This is a genomic window from Bradyrhizobium sp. CAR08 (assembly GCF_052871955.1).
Genome location: NZ_JBIXJX010000002.1, coordinates 644,227 through 662,206, shown reverse-complemented (window position 1 = coordinate 662,206; position 17,980 = coordinate 644,227). Strand labels below are relative to the sequence as shown.

Here is a 17,980-nt window from a genome sequence, read left to right as displayed (position 1 = left end):
CGCACAATCGGCGAGCGGCATTGCCACCTCGAGGCGTTGATTTCATCCGGGGCTGCCTACGAATGCCACCGGCGTGCCTTTCGAGACACGCCCGGCGACGCGCTCGGCATCCCAATTGGTCAGACGCACGCAGCCGTGAGATTCCGCCTTGGAAATCTTCTCCGGCGAGGGCGTGCCGTGAATGCCGTAGCCCTCGGCAGACAGGTTGATCCAGACCGTGCCGACCGGATTGTTCGGGCCGGGCTTGATGGTGAAGGGCTTGCGGGAATGGACGCCCTTGAAGCGATAAGCGGGATTGTAGCGATAGTACGGATTTCGGCTGACTTCCGTGACCTTGAGCGTGCCTGAGGGCGACGGCTTCTCCTCGCTGCCGACCGTCGCGGGATAAAATCCGATCAGCGCATTCGTTTTGTCGAACAGTTTTACGGTCTGCCTGACCTTGTCGACCTCGATCCTCTCGGCCTTGGTGGGGATGCCCTCGCCTGCGCCTGATGTGTCCACCACGACGATGGTGTCGCCGGCGCGATCGAAATGGCGCCCGGAGTTGAGCGCGGCCAGGAGCTGCTCGCTCATGTGAAATTTCTCGGCCAGGGCCTCGCGCGCACTGGTGAAGCCGAGCTTTGTAAGCTCCTTCATGTCCTCCATCTTCGACGGCAGCTTTTTCAGGAAAGGACCCGCCACGTCCTGCTCGGTGATGGCATAGGTCATCGTCACCGGCCGGTCGTCCGCCCGTAACGCGGTCCAGACATCGTCCGTCACGGCGTCCGAAACCGGCAGCTGCCGTGCTTCGGCATAGGCCCGCAACGCCTTTTTGGCGTTCTCGCCGAATCTGCCGTCGATCGCGCCGGGCGAGAAGTGCGCGCGGTCCAGCAGGACCTGCAACCGGACCCCGGCCGCGGTCGGCTTATCGTTCGACAGGGTTTTCTTCGACGGCTCGGCGACGTTGATGGCAGCGGCGTTGATCTCCGCGGCGAACGCCGGCGGCGCAGCCAGAGCGAAGACCAGAAAGATGCAAATCTGCCCCGCTTTTCCGAGCGACATCGCCGGGTCCTTTCACGTTTCCGACGGTTCAGTGATCAACTCCCGAGCCGCGGCGCTAGCGAGCTTGCGGTATCGGTGTTCGTACTGCCTCGCCATTCGGCTCGCAGAGAAGCGCTCCTCGAAGCGGGCGCGCACCTTCCTTCGATCCAGTTTTCCCAGTTCGCCGATCGCCTTGACGGCCTGCTCCTCGTTCTCGACGATGAAGCCGGTCAATCCATGCTCGACGACTTCGGGGACGGAGCCGGAGCGATAGGCGATCACGGGCGTTCCGCATGCCATCGCTTCGATCATGACCAGCCCAAACGGCTCCGGCCAATCGATCGGAAACAGCAGAGCAGCGGCTTCGGCAAGGAAGGGCTGTTTCTTTGCGTCATCGACTTCACCAACAAGCCGGATATCCTTGCCGTCGACGTTCGGCTCGATGTGGTTCCTGAAGTAGGCCGTCTCGGCGCGCGGGACCTTCGCGGCGATATGGAGGGGCATCTGGACTGCGCGCGCGATACGGATCGCGTCCTGCGGACCCTTGTCTGCGGTGAGCCGCCCGAGAAACGCCAAATAGGACCCCTGTTCGTAGGACGGCCGAAACAGATCGGGCGGCAGCCCGTGCTGGATGGTTCCGATCCATTTCGCATCCGGAAGCGGCAGCCGCTGATGATCGGAAATCGACACGAAACATGCTTCAGGGAAGTGCCTGACGACGTCGGGTAGTCCGGGCAAGTCGAGGCGGCCGTGCATGGTCGTGAGGAACGGCACGCCGAGACGACTGAGCAACGGCAGGGACAGCCAGTCGACATGCGCGTGGATTACGTCGAATTCTTTCGCACGCCTTGCGATTGCCTCCATCAGCATCGCGCTTGCGGCGGTCGGGTCCGCCCCCTTTTGTCCGAGCCGCAGCGCGCGGGGCCAGACAGGATGAAGCGCACCATTCGTCCTGGAATCGCCGCTCGCAAACAGCGTGACTTGGTGGCCGAGCTCGACCAGCCCATCCACCAGCCAGGCCACCACCCGCTCGGTGCCCCCGTAGAGCTTCGGAGGGACGCTTTCGGCCAGGGGAGCAAGCTGAGCGATGCGCATGGCAGGCTACCCGTCAAGCCGCCGCACGCACGATCAGCACGATCGCGGCGGACAGAAGGTTCGAAATCGCGAGCAGCGTCCAATTCGGCCTGGCACTTGCGGCCGCGACCCGGCAGACGAGCCCTTCCACGAGCCTTAACATTCGTCCTCGGGAAGCCGATCGAGGTAGGCAATCCCGAATCCCGTGAGTTCTTCGGCATCGCTCCCGCGCGCTTCCCATCTCCCTTGCAGATGACGCTCGAGCAGGCAGCGACGGCAATCTGCGGCATCGACGTGGCGATGCCGGGCGCGGTAAACGGACCAAGCAATATCCACCGCCGTTCGCAGCGGGTCGTCGTCTACCATGTTCCAACTCCGAGATGGAGACGTTCATGGGACAGCAACTCGTTACGACGGCGGAAGTTTCCACTTTTTCCCGGAGGCCCGAAGCTGCGCACGGCCACCGCGGGCACAAGCAGGCGCCCTCGGAGAAATCAGGCGAGGCGACGAGCCGCCATCTCTCCGGCTAGCAGCAGCGCGGCGCGGCTGGCCCCGATTGATGCAATGCCCTGCCCGGCAATGTCGTACGCGGTGCCGTGCGCGGGCGTGCAGATCGGGAACGGGAAGCCGCCAAGCAAAGTCACGCCACGATCAAAACCCATCAGCTTCATCGCGATCTGGCCCTGGTCGTGATACATCGTCAGCACCGCATCGAAGGCGCCGCCCTTGGCGCGCAGGAATACGGTGTCAGCGGGAAACGGCCCTTCCGCGGCAATACCATCGCGCCGGCCGGCGGCGACCACGGGCGCAATGATGTCGATCTCCTCGCGGCCGAAATTGCCGCCGTCACCGGCGTGCGGATTGAGCCCGGCGACCGCGATGCGCGGCCGCGCAAAGCCGGCGTTGCGCATGCAGGCATCGGTCAGCTTCAGCGCGCGATGGATGCGTTCGCCGGACAGTCGCGCGGCGACGTCCTTGAGCGGGATGTGGGACGTCACGCGGGCGTTCCACAGCCGGTCCAGCACATTGAACTCGCTTGCGGGGGTTTTGAGTCCGACCACTTCGGCGGAGAATGCGATCTCGTCGTCATACTCTGCGCGGGCCAGCCGCATCGCCTGCTTGTTGAACGGCGTAAAGCAGACGGCATCGACCCGGCCGTCGCGGCCGAGCTCGAGCGCATGCTTGTAGTTGGCAAGCGCGAACCTGCCGCCGGCAAGGCTCGCGATCCCCTGCTGGATGTCGCCGGGATCGGGATGGCCGAGATCGACGAACAGAGTCTCGCCCTCCGCCGCGCGCAGATCGGCTCCCTGCTCCACTGTTGTCAGCTCCGGCTCGACGCCGGCAACGCGCGCGCCCGCGTCGAAGATGCGGCGGTCGCCGATCACGACAATCTGGCTGCTGGCGCGGATATCGTCCTGCACCACGAGCTTTGCGGTCAATTCCGGGCTGATGCCGGCGGGATCTCCCATTGCCAATGCAATGAGCGGCTTTGCGGTCATATGATCACTTTCTCCCGAGCGGTCTCTTGAGCTCTCTCTTGCGTTCTCTCTTGGGCTGTCGTCTCGTCGGTGGACGGCGCAGGCTTGCGCAGCAGGCGCGCAAGCTGCAGCACGAGCGGAAGCAGCAAAAGTGCGATGCCGGCCACGATCAGGCATGTCACCAGCTTGTTGGCGAAGAAGATCCCGAGCGATCCCTTGGACATCAGCATCGACTGCCGGAACGCGTCCTCGGCCTTGTCCCCGATGACGATCGCGAGCACGAGCGGCGCCAGCGGATAGAACAGCTTCTTGAAGAGATAGCCGACGATGCCGAAGCCGAGCATCATGACGACATCGAGATAGGAGTTCGATACCGAATAGGCGCCGACGACGCAGATGATCACGATCAGCGGCGCGATGATCACGAAGGGAATCCGCATCAGGGCCGCGAAGACCGGAACGGTCAGCAGCACGAGTGCGACGGCGACGATGTTGCCGACATACATCGAGGCAATCAGGCCCCAGACAAAGTCCTTCTGGTCGACGAACAGCATCGGCCCGGGATTGAGGCCCCAGATCATCAGCCCGCCCATCATGACGGCCGCAGTGGCCGAGCCGGGAATGCCGAGCGAGAGCATGGGCAGAAGCGCGCTAGTGCCAGCCGCATGATCGGCCGTCTCCGGCGAGATGATGCCTTCAAGCTCCCCGGTGCCGAAATATCGGCCACGGCGCGAGAAGCGCCGGGCGATGCCGTAGCTCATGAACGACGCCGCAGTCGGGCCACCGGGCGTGATCCCCATCCAGCATCCGATCGCCGCGCTGCGCAACAGCGCAACGCTATGCCGCGGCAGGCGACCGATCGCGCGAAACACCTCGCGCCACTCTATCTTCGACGAGACCGCGCGGGCATGAAACTCCTCTTCGACGGCCACGAGCAGCTCGCCGATGCCGAACAGGCCCATCACCGCGACGACGAAGTTGACGCCCTTGACCAGCTCGTCGACGCCCATGGTGAGGCGCACGCTGCCGGAGACGGTGTCGATGCCGATGGCGGCGATGGCAAAGCCGATCGCCAGCGCGACGACAGTCTTGATCGGAGCAGCCCCGCCCATGCCGACGAAGCTGGCGAAGGCAAGAAAATAGACCGCAAAATATTCCGCCGGCCCGAAGGCGAGTGCGACTTGCGCCACCCATGATGCGAGGAAGGTGATCAGGATGACGCCGATCAGCGCGCCGAATGCCGCCGAGCCGAAGGCGGTGGCGAGCGCCGTCGTCGGCCGTCCATCGCGCGCCATCGGGTAGCCGTCGAAGGTGGTGGCGACAGACGACGGCTCGCCCGGGATGTTGAACAGGATCGAGGTCACGGATCCCCCGAACAACGCGCCCCAATACATGCTGGAGAGCAGGATGATGGCAGAGACCGGCTGCATGCCGAAGGTCAGCGGCAGCAGCAGCGACACCCCGTTCGGAGCACCCAGCCCAGGCAGCACGCCGACGAGAATGCCGAGCAGCACGCCGATCACCATCAGCGCCAGATGCGGCAGCGTGATCGCGATGCTGAAGCCGTGAAGGAGTTCTCCGAGATTGTCCATCGGCCTCTCCCTCAGAAGCCGAACGCCGCGGCGAGCGCGCCGTGCGGCAAGCTCACCTGGAACATGCGCTCGAACACGACGTAGAGCGCAAGCGCTGTCGCCCCCGCCATGCCAAGCGCGCGCGGCACGGATTGTTGTCGGGGGATCGCCAGCACCGCGAAGATGTACAGGGCCGAGGCGACGTACATCCCGGCCAACGGGATCGCAGCCACGAAAATCGCGGCCGGCACGAACAGGCCGGCAAGCCGGCGCAGCTCGATCGATGTGATGGCAATTGGGACGCTGGCGAGCGTCGCGGCCGGCATGACACCTCGAAACAGGTTGTAGAGGCTCCCGAGCACGATGATGATCCCGGTCAGGAACGGAAACGTCCCGGCGTCCACGCCCGCGCTCGACCAGCCGATGCCGTTATCGAGGCTGGAAATGACGACCGCCACACCGAAGCTGCCGGTGAGAACGGCTGTCGCAAGTTCGAGAGCGCGGCGCGATATCATCGAGGGCTCCGGTCAGGCCACGTACAGTGTCCGATTATGGCGCACGTGTTTTCCCAGCGTTCGCTGTCGTTCCGGCGGAGGGGTTTGAGGCGTGCGCCGCCTCACTTGACCAACCAACCCTGCTCGCTCGCAACCAGCCTGACGCGCTCGAGATCCTCCTTGATGAACTTGTCGAACTCGGCACCGGTCAGGAACGTGTCGACCTGGGAGGTTTTCTCGATGTAGTCCTTCCAGTCCGGCGTCGCCTGCACCTTCTTCATCAGGTCAACATAGAACGCGGCCTGGTCCGGCGTGACCTTGCCGGGGAGCCACACTGTGCGCGGCTGCTCATACTGCTTGATGTCGAGGCCCTGCTCGACGCAGGTCGGAACATCGCCCCAGCCTTCGGTCGCGGTGACCTTGGCGCCCTGCGGCAGCCGCTTCGGGCTGAAGACGCAAAGCGGGCGCTGGGTGGCGCCACGCCATTGCCCGAGACTCTCGCTGGGATTGTTGACGTGAGAGTCGAGGTGTCCGCCGGCGAGCTGCACGGCGGTCTCGGCGCCGCTCTTGAAGGGAATATAGGTCAGCTTGATGTGGCCGGCCTTCTCGATCATGCGGGTCAGCACCTCGTCGGTATCCTTTGACTGCGCGCCGCCCATCTTGAACTCGCCTGATGCGGCCGCCTTCAGATAATCGCCCGCCGTCTTGTAGGGCGCGTCCTGCTTGACCCAGAGCAGGAACTCGTCCTGCGCCATCGCCGCGATCGGGGTGAGATCGGTGTAGTTGAAAGCGACCTTGGAGACGAGCGGCTGCTGCCAGGCATTCGACGTGCCGAAGATCACCTTGTAGGGATCGCCGGCGGACGCCTTGCCGTAGACATAGCCTTCCGCGCCGCTGCCGCCGCCCTTGTTGACGACGACGATCGGCTGCTCCACCAGCTTGTGCTTGGTGATGATGTTCTGCACGGCGCGCGCGAGATTGTCCGTGCCGCCGCCGGGCCCGGCGGTCGCCACGAACTCGATCGGCTTTTGCGGCTGCCAGGCCGAGAGCGCCGGCGTCGTGCCGGCGAGCACAATTACGGCTGCGGAGAGCAGAAGTTTTGATGTCTGACCCATGATGTCCTCCAGCTTATTTTTGTCTCTTGTTCTTGTTGTTTTCGACGTCCGGTCAGGCGACCCGTTCCTCGCCTCTTCCCGATGCCAACACGATTGCGCCTTCTTGTTCGAGCGCGTCGATCTGCTTCCGGTCGAACCCATGCTCGGCCAGCACCTCGCTTGTATGCTCACCGTAGACCGGCGCGCCCGTGCGCACTTTGCCTGGGGTCTCCGAAAACTTGACCGGCAAGCCGATCGTCTTCACGGGCCCGAGCGTGGAATGCTCGACCTCGACAACCATCTCGCGCGCCAGCGTCTGCGGATCGCTGAGCGCCTCCAGCATGTCGTGCACGGGGCCGCACGGCACGCCCTTCTCGTCCAGTGCCGCCAGCCAGTGCGCGCGCGTGCGGGTGCGGAAGCGCTCGCTCAGAACAGCTTCGAGCTCCTTCAAATTGGCCATGCGGTCGGCGCCGGTGACGAAGCGTGGATCGGCTGCGAGCTCGCTTGCGCCGAGCGCCTCCAGCATCAACAGCCAATGCTTCTTGTTGGCGCCGCCGACCACCAACCAGCCGTCCGAGGCCTCGAACGCCTGATATGGCGCGTTGAGCGGATGCGCCGAACCCATGGCCCGCGGCGCGGTGCCCGCGGCCAGCGCGATGGTCGACTGCCAGTAGGTCTGCACCAGCGCGGCCTCATAGAGCGAGGTCTCGACCCACTGCCCTTCGCCGGTCTTGAGACGGTGCGTGTAGGCCGCGAGGATGCCCATGCTCGCCAGCAGGCCGGCGGTGATGTCGGACAGCGGCGGGCCGCATTTCACGGGCGGACCATCGGGACGTTCGCCGGTAAAGCTCATGATTCCGCTCATGGCCTGGGCGACCAGATCGAAGCCGCGGCGATGCTTGTAGGGTCCGGTGCGGCCGAAGCCAGACAGCGAGCAATAGATCAGCGTTGGATGCTGCTTGTGCAGGTCGTCATAGCCGAAGCCGAGGCGCTCCATGGCGCCCGGCGCAAAATTCTCGACCAGCACGTCGGCGCCCGCGATCAGCCGCCGCAACACCTGCTTGCCGCCATCGGTCTTCAGATCCAGCACGATGCCGCGCTTGTTGCGGTTCATCATCAGGAAGGAGGCCGCCTCGTCGCCGATCTTCGGCGGCACCGAATGGCGGGTGTCGTCACCGTTCGGCGATTTCTCGATCTTGATGACGTCGGCGCCCATATCGGCCAGCATCAAGGTGCAGGTCGGCCCTGCCATGACATGGGTGAGATCGATGACCTTGAGGCCGGCAAGCGGCCCCGAACGGCCGGAGGTTGATTGCGAGCGATCGCTTTGCATCGGGGCGTCCTATTGGCCGCGCCATTGCGGCGCGCGCTTGGTGAGGAAAGCATCGAGCCCTTCGCGAAAATCCTGGCTCGTGTAGCACATCAGGATGAGGTCTTCGCCCTCGTCGGGCGTCAGGCGCCTTTGCAGGCGCGCCACGGCCTGCTTGGTCGCATTCAGCGTCAGCGGCGCGTGGCTGGCGAGCAATTTGGCAACCTCGTCCGCGCGCCTTTCGAGCGCGGCGATATCCTCGACGACCTCGCCGAGCAGCCCGACACTGGCAGCCTCGGTCGCGTCGACGAGCCGCGCCGTGAAGATCAGATCCTTGACGCGGGCGGCGCCGATCAGCGCGGTGAGACGACTGACATTGGACATCGACAGGCAGTTGCCGAGCGTGCGGGCAATGGGAAAGCCGATTTTCGCGCTTTGGGTGCCGATGCGGAGATCACAGGCCGCGGCAATGCCCGCGCCGCCGCCGGTGCAGAACCCGTTGATCGCCGCAATCGTCGGCACGCGGCACTGCTCAAGCGTGGTCAGCACCCGATCGATGCGGTTCTCATAGTCGATCGCGTCCTGCGGCGACTTGAAATCGCGGAACTGATTGATGTCGGTGCCCGCGGCAAACGCCTTGTCGCCGGCCCCGCGCAGCACCAGTACCTTGATCGCGTGATCGTCGTTGATCTCCTCGCAGATCGCGGCGAGCCGCTCATACATCGCGAAAGTGAAGGCGTTGCGCGCCTGCGGGCGGTTGAAGGTGATCCGCCCGATCCCGTCCTGGCGCTCGAAAACGAGGTCTTCCGCCTTCACCTGCTGGTCCATTTCCTCGATGTCCATCTGCTTTTCTACATTTTTGAATGCAAAATGATCGATTTACAAGCCGGAACTTGCATTAATGCGTATATAGCTCCATTTTTGCATTCAAATGGACTTCAGACCCATGCTTCATGAGGAAGTCGTCGGCCGCATCCGGGCCATCCTGCTCGACGGCGAGATCCCGCCGGGCGCGCGGATTCCCGAGCGCGAACTGTGCGAGCGGCTACAGATATCGCGCACGCCGCTCCGCGAGGCGCTCAAGGTGCTCGCCGCCGAAGGTCTCGTGCAACTCCTGCCGCATCGCGGCTCGCGTGCGGCAAAACTGACCGACAAGGATATGCGCGACCTGTTCGAGGTCTGCCAGGGCCTCGAGGCGCTCGCCGGCGAACTCGCCTGCGAACGCATCACCGATGCCGAGATCGACGCGATCGCCGCCGCGCACGCGGACATGGTGCGGCATTATCGCGAACGCGATCTGATCCAGTACTATCGCGGCAACCGCGCCATTCACGAAGCCATCGTCGTTGCGGCCGGAAACCCGGTGCTCGCGGGGCTGTATACGTCCGTGACCGCGCGCATCCGCCGCGCGCGCTATGTCACGCCGATGACGCCCGAACGCTGGGCGCTCGCCGTGAAGGAGCACGATGCCATCCTGAACGCACTGCAGAGGCGCGACGGCGTCGGCCTCGCCCATATCCTGCGAGCGCATTTGCGCCACAAGCGCGAAGAGGTTTTGCAGGCGGGCTTTGCCGAAACGGAAGGGAGCGAGCTCGCGCCGAGAATTGCGTGAGCCATAGGTTCGCGACGTACAAAGAATCTTGCGGTCACGCCGGATCGGGCGGCCAGCAGACACAATCACGACACAATCATTGATTGCTTTTGGCTGTACTGGCACGGATCGTGCTGACGAGGCTCGTCGGCAACGGACGTCTTTTGTCGCGCGCCGGAATTGCGCATCCAACTTCGACAAACCGAGATCATCGCTAAATCAATTCCACTTGCTCGCCTGCCTGAACCGGCGCAGCATTCGACCATCGGCGCGGGCCGAATGTAACGCGCAAGCAATTGCGCAAAACAAAAGACAAAAGCGGAGGAAACGCATGACAATCGATGTCTCACGTCGGTCCTTGTTGACCCTCGGGGCTGGCCTTGGTGCCAGCGCAATGCTCGGCGGCAGCGCCTTGGCGCGCGCTCCCAAGCTCGGCACCCAGACGCCCTACTGGCACCGCTTCGTTCTCGGCGACGCCGAAGTCACCGTCGTGTCCGACGGACCGCTTCCCCTGGGCGATCCCTCGGGCACCTTCACCGGTGTTTCCAAGGAAGAGGTGAAGAAGATGCTCGTCGACAATTTCCTGTCGCCGGACAATGTCGTGCTCGAGCAGAACTCGCCGATCGTCAACACCGGCGACAAGCTCATCTTGTTCGATACCGGCATGGGCTCATCCAAGATGTTCGGCGCCACCACCGGTCGGCAGCAGAAGAGCATGACCGAGGCCGGCATTAAGCCCGGCGACATCGACGCCGTGGTTTGCTCGCATGCCCATATCGACCACATCGGCGGCATCGTGGACGACGGCGGCAAGCCGCTGTTTCCCAACGCGCAGATCTACATCTCGCAGACCGATTTCGACTTCTGGACCGACGAAGGCAAGCTTGGCAGCGCGGCCAAGGATTTCGTCGTTCACGCCCGCAAGAACCTGCTGCCGGTCCGCGACCGCATCGTGTTCTTCAAGGACGGCCAGGAATTTCTGCCTGGCGTGCAGGCAATCGCAGCGCCCGGTCATACCGTCGGCCACACCATCTTCATGGTCTCGTCGGCCGGCAAGTCCTTCGCCTTCCTTGGTGACCTGTCGCATCATCCCGTCCTGCTGCTCGAGCGGCCGCGGATGGAATTCTCCTACGACACGGACCCGAAGCAGGCGGCCGAGTCACGCGTAAAACTGCTGACCATGCTTGCTGCGAACAAGACGCCCGTGATGTCCTATCACTTCGCCTGGCCGGGCTATGGCCATGTCGCCAAGGCGGGTGAAGGATTCCACTATTATCCCGAACCGATGCAGATGACTTTGTAATCGCCGGATCTGGTCCGGGCGACGCACGCGCCGCCCGGACCATCCGAACGATCACCGCCGTCCGACTGGCCGGTAAAGAACTTCAAATTGCGTGATGCCTCCGGCGGCGTTGGCGAACATTACTTCCTAGTTGCAAGTTAAGTTCATTTCGCTCAATTGCGTTTGGGAGCGTCAATGTCCCGCGAGAACGATGGTTTTGTCTTCCATCGCGACCTGCTCCAATGGGTCCCGGATGTTATCTATCGGGCCGTCAACTTCTTTGTCACATGGGACAAACTGCCGACCCTGCTCGGAGCCGCCAATCTCTCGGCGTTCCGCGACCGGCTGCGGGAGCGCAATCTGCACCATACCGGCTACGGCACGACATCGCCTCGCTGGAACACGGGCAATGACCGGTGGCGTTCCGCCGACGGCTCGTTCAACAGCCTCGACCATCCGCGCATGGGCATGGCTGGCGCCCGGTTCGGACGCAATTTCGCGCTGTCAGAATGCGTACCGGACAGCCTGGACGACCTGCTCGAACCCAGTCCGCGCGTGATCTCGGAGGAATTGCTGGCGCGCCACGAATTTATTCCGGCGACCAGCCTCAATCTGCTGGCCGCCGCCTGGATCCAGTTCGAAACGCATAATTGGTTCAGCCATGGGGCCCCTAAGTCGGGAAACGAGTTCAAAATTCCGCTGACGCCAAACGACGAATGGCCTGCGGATGAGCGGATCGACGACTGCATGAAGATCCGTCGGACCGTTTGCGACGAGACGCCACGTGAACCATGGCTCGGCGCGACCCCCACGTTCCGCAACCTCAACTCGCACTGGTGGGACGCCGGACAAATCTACGGCAGCGACCGCGCAAGGCAGATGCAGATCCGTTCCGGGGCAGATGGGAAGATCGCGGTCGGCGATGATGGGATGCTTCCAGCCGATCCGGTGCATCCCGGCGCCGATCTCACCGGCTTCAACGACAATTGGTGGGTGGGGCTCAGCCTGCTGCACAATCTCTTTGCACGCGAGCACAATGTCATCTGCGACGGCTTGAAGGCGCGGTATCCGACCTGGAAGGACGAGGAGCTATTCCAGCATGCGCGCCTGATCAACGCGGCCCTGATCGCCAAGATCCACACCGTCGAATGGACGCCAGGCATCCTCGGCCATCCCGCACTGGACTTCAGCATGCACGCCAACTGGTCGGGGATCCCGTGCCGGGTGCTGCGCGCCGTGCTCGGCAAGAACAGCGAAGCCGCCTTTGGCATCATCGGCTCTCCGACGGATCAGCACAGCGCGCCCTACGCGATGACCGAGGAATTCACCGCCGTGTACCGCCTGCACCCGTTGATCCCGGAAAACCTTGATGTACGGCGGCTCGATAGCACAGAGATTACCGCTAGCGACTTGGTCAAAATGCAGGGCCCCGCCTCCCGCAAGTTCATGCAGACTCACGGCTTCGCCAACCTGCTGTACTCGTTCGGCACCGCTCATCCCGGCGCCATTCGCCTCCACAATTTTCCCAACTTCCTGCGCCGGTTCACGAAAGACGGCCAGCCGCTGCTCGACGTGGCCGCGATCGACATCATGCGTGATCGCGAGCGCGGCGTGCCGCGCTACAACCGGTTTCGCGAGCTGGTCGGCAAGAAGCGGGTCAACACATTCGAAGAAATCACCAGCATCCCCGGTGCCGCCAGGAAGATGCGCGCGATCTACAAGGGCAACGTCGATCGCGTTGATCTGATGGTCGGATTATTGGCCGAGGACCTGCCGGAGGGTTTCGGCTTCAGCGATACCGCCTTCCGCATTTTCATCCTGATGGCATCGCGGCGTCTGAAGAGCGACCGGTTCTTCACCGATGACTACCGCGCGGAAGTCTACACCAACTTCGGTCTGGACTGGATCCACAACAACGGAATGAAATCGGTGCTGCTGCGGCATATGCCGCAACTCGGACCGGCGCTCGAGGGCGTCAACAATGCCTTCGCCCCGTGGAACGTCCTGCGAGGCTGAGCCTTGGCCCATATGTTCAGCATTCCGGGCCTCGTCCGCCTCGGATGAGCGTCAGCCGCCCTAGCACCCGAGCTTGTCGGCGATCCCACCAAAATCCTTGGCGACGATGTCCCAATTGCCGGTGGCCTCGAAATCGACCTTCTGAAGCGGACCGTATTCGGTCGGCCGCGCCACGAAGGCCGTCTTCAGCCCGTTCTTCTGCGCGGCGGCGAGATCGCCGTTGTGGGCCGCGACCATCATCACCTGCTCCGGCTTGAGGCCGAGCAGGCGCGCGGCGCCGAGATAGGTTTCGGGATCGGGCTTGTAGTGCTCGAACAGCTCGGCCGACATGATGAGGTCCCAGGGAAGCCCTGCGAACTTCGCCATGTTGGTGAGCAGCGCGACATTGCCGTTCGACAGCGGCGAGATCACGAATTTCGTCTTCAGTCGGGTCAGGCCGGCGACGCTGTCGGGCCACGGGTGCAAGCGGTGCCACCCCTTGGTGAGGTGATCGAGATCGGCCTCGGTCAGGCTTGGAATCGAAAATTGCGCGACCAGTTTTTCGAGCGAGCGGCGATGCAGATCATCGAGCATGACGTAGCCGCGCTCGGGATGTTTGCGCACGTCATCCATCGAAGCCATGTACATGCCGCGCCAGCCGTCGACCAAGGCGGTCCAGTCGGCGCTGATGCCGCGGCCCTTCGCCCACCACATGAAGTCGGTGATCAGGCTGGTGCGCCAGTCGACGACGGTGCCGAACACGTCGAAGACCAGGACTTTGACGGCGGAGAGGTCGGACATGTGCGCTTCCTCTTTTGTTGTTCGTCATTCGGGGACTCTCGTCAGAGCGGCCCCGGAATCCAGAGGTTATTGGCACGAGATTCCGGCCTCGACGCTGTCGCGCCGTCCTGAATGACGGCAGTCGTCAGTCGAGGTGGAATTTCGCCAGCTCGCGGTGCTCGGCCTTGATGTAGCGCACGGTGCCGGTGACGGAGCGCATCACCACCGTCTCGGTCTCGATCACGCCGTCCTTGCGGAATTTGACGCCCGACAGCAGCGAGCCCGTGGTGACGCCGGTGGCTGCGAACAGGCAGTCGCCGCGCGCCATGTCCTCGATGCCGTAGATCATCTTGGGATCGCTGACGCCCATCTTGGCGGCGCGCTCGCGCTTCTCGTCGGAGTCGAGGATGAGACGGCACTGCATCTGGCCGCCAATGCAGCGCAGCGCCACGGCCGCGAGCACGCCTTCCGGCGCGCCGCCGGTGCCGAGATACATGTCGACGCCGGTATTGTCGGGGTCGGCGCAGTGGATCACGCCGGCGACGTCGCCGTCGGTGATCAGGCGCACGGCGGCGCCAGTCGATCGCACGCTCTCGATGATGCTGGCATGGCGTGGCCGGTCGAGCACGAGAACGGTGATGCCGTCGGGCGTGACGCCCTTGGCCTTGGCGAGCCGGCGGACGTTTTCGGCCGGTGTCGCATCGAGTTCGACGACGCCCTTGTCGTAACCGGGACCGATCGCGAGCTTCTGCATATAGACGTCGGGGGCGTGCAGCAGCGTGCCGCCGTCGGCCATCGCCATGGTGGCAATCGAGCCCGGCATGTTCTTGGCGCACAGCGTGGTGCCTTCAAGCGGATCGACGGCGATGTCGACCTGCGGGCCGGCGTTCATGCCGACCTTCTCGCCGATGAAGAGCATCGGCGCCTCGTCGCGCTCGCCCTCGCCGATGACGATGGTGCCCTCGATCGGCAGCTTGTTGAGCTCGCGCCGCATCGCGTCCACCGCGGCCTGGTCGGCCGCCTTCTCGTTGCCGTGCCCGCGCAGACGCGCCGAAGACACCGCCGCCCGCTCCGTCACACGCACGATCTCCAGCGTGAGGATGCGCTCGAGCAATGCTTGCGGCGGGACTGAAATATGGGTCGACATCGGCTCACTCCTTCGAAACAGTTTTGGACGGACATCTCCGCCGCATCAACTCGTAACACCCACAGTTCGTTCGAACCGTGTCAGTTCTTCTCGATCCTGATGACCTGCGGCCGTCCGCTGATCACCTTGTCCTTCTGCACGGCCGCGAGCGCACGGCGCACGGCGTCCTCATGCGTGGCATAGGTGATGAGAATGACAGGCACCGGGACCGCCTTGCCGTCTGCCGGCGCAGCGCCGCCATTGGGATGGCGCTGCACGATCGACTCGATTGAAATCTTCTGCTCCGCGAGCCGGGTCGCGATCGCAGCCGCGGTGCCCGGGAAATCGCGTGCCAGAAGGCGGATGTAGTAGCCGCCCTCGTGGCGCTCCATCGGCGCCTTCTTGGTGTCGCGCAGCTGCGAAATCGGCCGGCCGAACGGATTGGCGCGAATGCCGCGCGCAACGTCGGCGATGTCGGCGACGACGGCGGATGCGGTCGCGGCGCCACCGGCACCGGGGCCGACCAGCGTGATCGGCGGGATGCCCTCGCCATCGATCGTGACCGCGTTGGTGACACCCATCACCTGCGCTATCGAGGAGGATTTCGGAACCATGGTCGGATGCACGCGCTGCTCGATGCCCGTGGCGGTGCGAACCGCGACGCCGAGCAGCTTGAGCCGGTAACCGAGATCGTCAGCGGCACGGAGATCTTCCGGCGCGATGGAGGAGATACCTTCGACATACACCGCGCTTTGAGCAACTTTCGTGCCGAAAGCGAGGCTGGCGAGAATGGCGAGCTTTTGCGCGGTATCGTGGCCGTCGACGTCGAATGACGGATCGGCCTCGGCATAGCCGAGCCGTTGCGCGTCCTTCAGGCATTCGGCGAAGGACAGGCCCTCCTGCTCCATCCGGGTCAGGATGTAATTGCAGGTGCCGTTGAGGATGCCGTAGACCCGGTTGATGCCGGTTCCGGCAAGACCTTCGCGTAACGTCTTGATGACAGGGATCGCAGCGCCGACGGCTGCCTCGAAATTCAGCGCGCCGCCGTGCTTTTCGGCGGCCTTTGCCAGCTTGAGGCCGTGCTTTGCCAGCAACGCCTTGTTGGCGGTGACGACGGACTTGCGGGCGGCGAGCGCGGCCTCGACCGCCGCCAGCGCGGGATCGCCCGCGCCGCCCATCAGCTCGACGAAGCAGTCGATGCCCGGATGCGTGGCGAGGGCAAGCGGATCCTTGACCCATTCGATGCCGCGCAGATCGACGCCGCGCTTCTTCGCCTTCGAGCGTGCCGTGACGGCGACGACACGGATGCCACGGCCGCTGCGGCCGGCAAGCACCCGCGCCTGCGTTTCGATCAGACGGACAACTTCGGCGCCCACGGTGCCGAGCCCCGCTATGCCCACTTTCAGGGGTGCAACCATGATGCCTTGGAAAACCTGCGGAAGAGAACTTAACGCCGAGTGGCGAGCGGAACGACGTTGTGCAACGTTTCGATGCCGCTTTCAAGGAAGCGGCGCACGCCACGCGCGGCCTGCCTGATCCGTTGCTCGTTTTCCACCATGGCGATGCGGACATATCCTTCGCCATGCTCGCCGAAGCCGACGCCGGGCGAGACCGCGACACCGGATTTCTCCACCATCAGGGTCGCGAACTGCATGCTGCCGACGCTGCGGAAGGCTTCCGGCAGCGGCACCCAGGCGAACATCGATGCTTCCGGCGGCGGGATCTCCCAGCCGGCACGGCCGAACGATTCCACCAGCGCGTCGCGCCGCTTGCGGTAGGTGTCGCGCATCTCCTTGATGCAATCGTCCGGTCCGTTCAGCGCGGCGGTCGCTGCGACCTGGATCGGCGTGAACGCACCGTAGTCGAGATAGGATTTGACGCGGCCGAGTGCCGCAATCACGCGCTCGTTGCCGACCGCGAAGCCCATGCGCCAGCCAGCCATCGAATAGGTCTTCGACATCGAGGTGAACTCGACGGCAACGTCCATCGCGCCCGGCACCTGGAGCACCGAGGGCGGCGGGTTGCTTTCGTCGAAATAAACCTCGGCATAAGCGAGATCCGACAGGATCAGGATCTCGTGCTTCTTCGCGAACGCGACCAGGTCCTTGTAGAAGTCGAGGCTCGCGACATAGGCGGTCGGGTTCGAAGGATAGCAGACCACGAGCGCCAGCGGCTTCGGGATCGAATGCACGATCGCCCGCTCGACAGCCTCGAAGAATTGCGGCGTCGGCTCCGAGGGCACCGAACGGATCACGCCGCCCGCCATCAAGAAGCCGAAGGCGTGAATCGGGTAGCTCGGATTGGGACAAAGGATGACGTCGCCGGGCGCGGTGATCGCCTGCGCCACGTTGGCAAAGCCCTCCTTGGAGCCAAGCGTCGCCACCACCTGGGTGTCGGGATTGAGCTTCACGCCGAAGCGGCGGGCGTAGTAGCCGGCCTGGGCCCGGCGCAGCCCGGGGATGCCGCGGGAGGCCGAGTAGCGGTCGGTGCGCGGCTTGCCCAGCGTCTCCTTCAGCTTCTCCAGCACGTGCGCAGGCGCCGGCAGGTCCGGATTGCCCATGCCGAGGTCGATGATGTCGGCGCCGGCGTTCCGCGCGGCTGCCTTGGCCCGGTTGACCTGTTCGAACACGTAAGGCGGAAGGCGGCGGATGCGGTAAAATTCTTCCATGGCTCTCTCGGCTCCGGCAACCGGTCAGGACAGAATCGACAGGCCATAAAGACCAGGCGGAAGGCGCCCGCATCTCTCGCGAAAATTACTCAAGATCAAATACTTAGAGCAATCATCGACGACGTTGACTGAAGTCGTTCGCCCTGACTCTCGGCTGAACTAAGGTCTTTTAGCACGGCGAGGCGGAGGCGCCAGCGATTACCTTGCGGCGCCCTATTTCGCGTCCTTGGTGGCAACCGCCTGACGGTCGCGCGCGGCAGCAAGTTCGGCCTCGATCTTGGCGCGTTGGTCCGGCGGCATGACGGCCTGATCGCGATCCGGCGGCAGATCGTGCACCGGCAGATAGCTACCGGCCTCTCTGGGATGCGCTTGAGCATCGGAAGGCGTCATATCCGCGAGCTGGCTCGAGCAGCCGCCCAGGGCGAGCGTCGCCATCAGCAGCGCGCCACAGATCCGCCGCGACTTTTGCAGGTCCCTCAACGCCAACACTAGGGAAAT

General features: G+C 64.0%; 18 protein-coding genes. 3 read left to right on the top strand and 15 right to left on the bottom strand.

Translation table 11 applies throughout. The annotated features are described in order from the left end of the window. Positions 1–42: 42 nt before the first annotated feature. From ACIPUD_RS06930 to ACIPUD_RS06885, 10 genes are all read right to left on the bottom strand, one after another. Positions 43–1,041, bottom strand: coding sequence for a L,D-transpeptidase family protein (locus tag ACIPUD_RS06930; RefSeq protein WP_085353475.1), 999 nt, complete (start codon positions 1,039–1,041; stop codon positions 43–45). A gap of 12 nt (positions 1,042–1,053) precedes the next feature. Beyond that, complete coding sequence (locus ACIPUD_RS06925; RefSeq protein ID WP_446480301.1) at positions 1,054–2,115, bottom strand: glycosyltransferase family 4 protein; 1,062 nt, start codon at positions 2,113–2,115, stop codon at positions 1,054–1,056. Between the two features lie 13 nt (positions 2,116–2,128). Then, a complete protein-coding gene (locus ACIPUD_RS06920; RefSeq protein WP_018454416.1) occupies positions 2,129–2,257 on the bottom strand; it encodes a hypothetical protein in 129 nt (42 codons plus the stop codon). Beyond that, positions 2,251–2,460, bottom strand: a complete 210-nt coding sequence (locus tag ACIPUD_RS06915; protein WP_083926364.1) for a hypothetical protein — start codon at positions 2,458–2,460, stop codon at positions 2,251–2,253. The genes ACIPUD_RS06920 and ACIPUD_RS06915 overlap by 7 nt, the downstream gene beginning before the upstream one ends. Before the next feature lie 128 nt (positions 2,461–2,588). After that, the gene (locus ACIPUD_RS06910; protein WP_446480300.1) at positions 2,589–3,593 is read right to left on the bottom strand and encodes a 4-hydroxythreonine-4-phosphate dehydrogenase PdxA; all 1,005 of its coding nucleotides are present in this window, start codon (positions 3,591–3,593) and stop codon (positions 2,589–2,591) included. Further along, positions 3,590–5,164, bottom strand: a complete 1,575-nt coding sequence (locus tag ACIPUD_RS06905) for a tripartite tricarboxylate transporter permease (protein ID WP_204511111.1) — start codon at positions 5,162–5,164, stop codon at positions 3,590–3,592. Before ACIPUD_RS06905 ends, ACIPUD_RS06910 begins: the two co-directional genes overlap by 4 nt. An 11-nt stretch (positions 5,165–5,175) precedes the next feature. Then, positions 5,176–5,658, bottom strand: coding sequence for a tripartite tricarboxylate transporter TctB family protein (locus tag ACIPUD_RS06900; RefSeq protein WP_446480299.1), 483 nt, complete (start codon positions 5,656–5,658; stop codon positions 5,176–5,178). 101 nt (positions 5,659–5,759) lie between these two features. Further along, a complete protein-coding gene (locus tag ACIPUD_RS06895; RefSeq protein ID WP_026232729.1) occupies positions 5,760–6,752 on the bottom strand; it encodes a Bug family tripartite tricarboxylate transporter substrate binding protein in 993 nt (330 codons plus the stop codon). Positions 6,753–6,804: 52 nt separating this feature from the next. Next, positions 6,805–8,064 (bottom strand): CaiB/BaiF CoA transferase family protein, encoded by a 1,260-nt coding sequence (locus ACIPUD_RS06890; RefSeq protein WP_204511108.1) that lies wholly within the window; start codon positions 8,062–8,064, stop codon positions 6,805–6,807. Positions 8,065–8,073: 9 nt separating this feature from the next. Beyond that, positions 8,074–8,868, bottom strand: coding sequence for an enoyl-CoA hydratase/isomerase family protein (locus ACIPUD_RS06885; protein WP_018454422.1), 795 nt, complete (start codon positions 8,866–8,868; stop codon positions 8,074–8,076). 118 nt (positions 8,869–8,986) lie between these two features. Between ACIPUD_RS06885 and ACIPUD_RS06880 the strand changes: the two genes are divergently transcribed. The 3 genes from ACIPUD_RS06880 (at position 8,987) to ACIPUD_RS06870 (ending at position 12,929) form a co-directional block, all read left to right on the top strand. Then, on the top strand, positions 8,987–9,652 hold the full coding sequence (locus ACIPUD_RS06880) for a GntR family transcriptional regulator (protein ID WP_446480298.1): 666 nt from the start codon (positions 8,987–8,989) through the stop codon (positions 9,650–9,652). Between the two features lie 310 nt (positions 9,653–9,962). Then, positions 9,963–10,934 carry an MBL fold metallo-hydrolase gene (locus ACIPUD_RS06875; RefSeq protein WP_085353482.1) on the top strand — a complete coding sequence of 324 codons (972 nt, stop codon included), beginning with the start codon at positions 9,963–9,965 and terminating at the stop codon, positions 10,932–10,934. A 174-nt stretch (positions 10,935–11,108) separates the two neighbouring features. Continuing rightward, positions 11,109–12,929, top strand: coding sequence for a peroxidase family protein (locus ACIPUD_RS06870; RefSeq protein WP_247297396.1), 1,821 nt, complete (start codon positions 11,109–11,111; stop codon positions 12,927–12,929). Between the two features lie 60 nt (positions 12,930–12,989). Here the strand turns inward: ACIPUD_RS06870 and ACIPUD_RS06865 are convergent, their stop codons facing one another. The 5 genes from ACIPUD_RS06865 to ACIPUD_RS06845 form a co-directional block, all read right to left on the bottom strand. Continuing rightward, positions 12,990–13,709 carry a haloacid dehalogenase type II gene (locus ACIPUD_RS06865; RefSeq protein WP_446480297.1) on the bottom strand — a complete coding sequence of 240 codons (720 nt, stop codon included), beginning with the start codon at positions 13,707–13,709 and terminating at the stop codon, positions 12,990–12,992. A 124-nt stretch (positions 13,710–13,833) separates the two neighbouring features. Next, positions 13,834–14,835, bottom strand: a complete 1,002-nt coding sequence (gene glpX / locus ACIPUD_RS06860; protein WP_446480296.1) for a class II fructose-bisphosphatase — start codon at positions 14,833–14,835, stop codon at positions 13,834–13,836. 80 nt (positions 14,836–14,915) lie between these two features. Then, complete coding sequence (locus ACIPUD_RS06855) at positions 14,916–16,232, bottom strand: homoserine dehydrogenase (protein ID WP_446480295.1); 1,317 nt, start codon at positions 16,230–16,232, stop codon at positions 14,916–14,918. 29 nt (positions 16,233–16,261) lie between these two features. After that, positions 16,262–17,482: an LL-diaminopimelate aminotransferase gene (locus ACIPUD_RS06850; RefSeq protein WP_018454429.1), complete on the bottom strand. Its 1,221-nt coding sequence runs from the start codon at positions 17,480–17,482 to the stop codon at positions 16,262–16,264. Positions 17,483–17,695: 213 nt separating this feature from the next. Then, the gene (locus tag ACIPUD_RS06845; RefSeq protein ID WP_027517741.1) at positions 17,696–17,971 is read right to left on the bottom strand and encodes a hypothetical protein; all 276 of its coding nucleotides are present in this window, start codon (positions 17,969–17,971) and stop codon (positions 17,696–17,698) included. Positions 17,972–17,980: the final 9 nt, after the last annotated feature.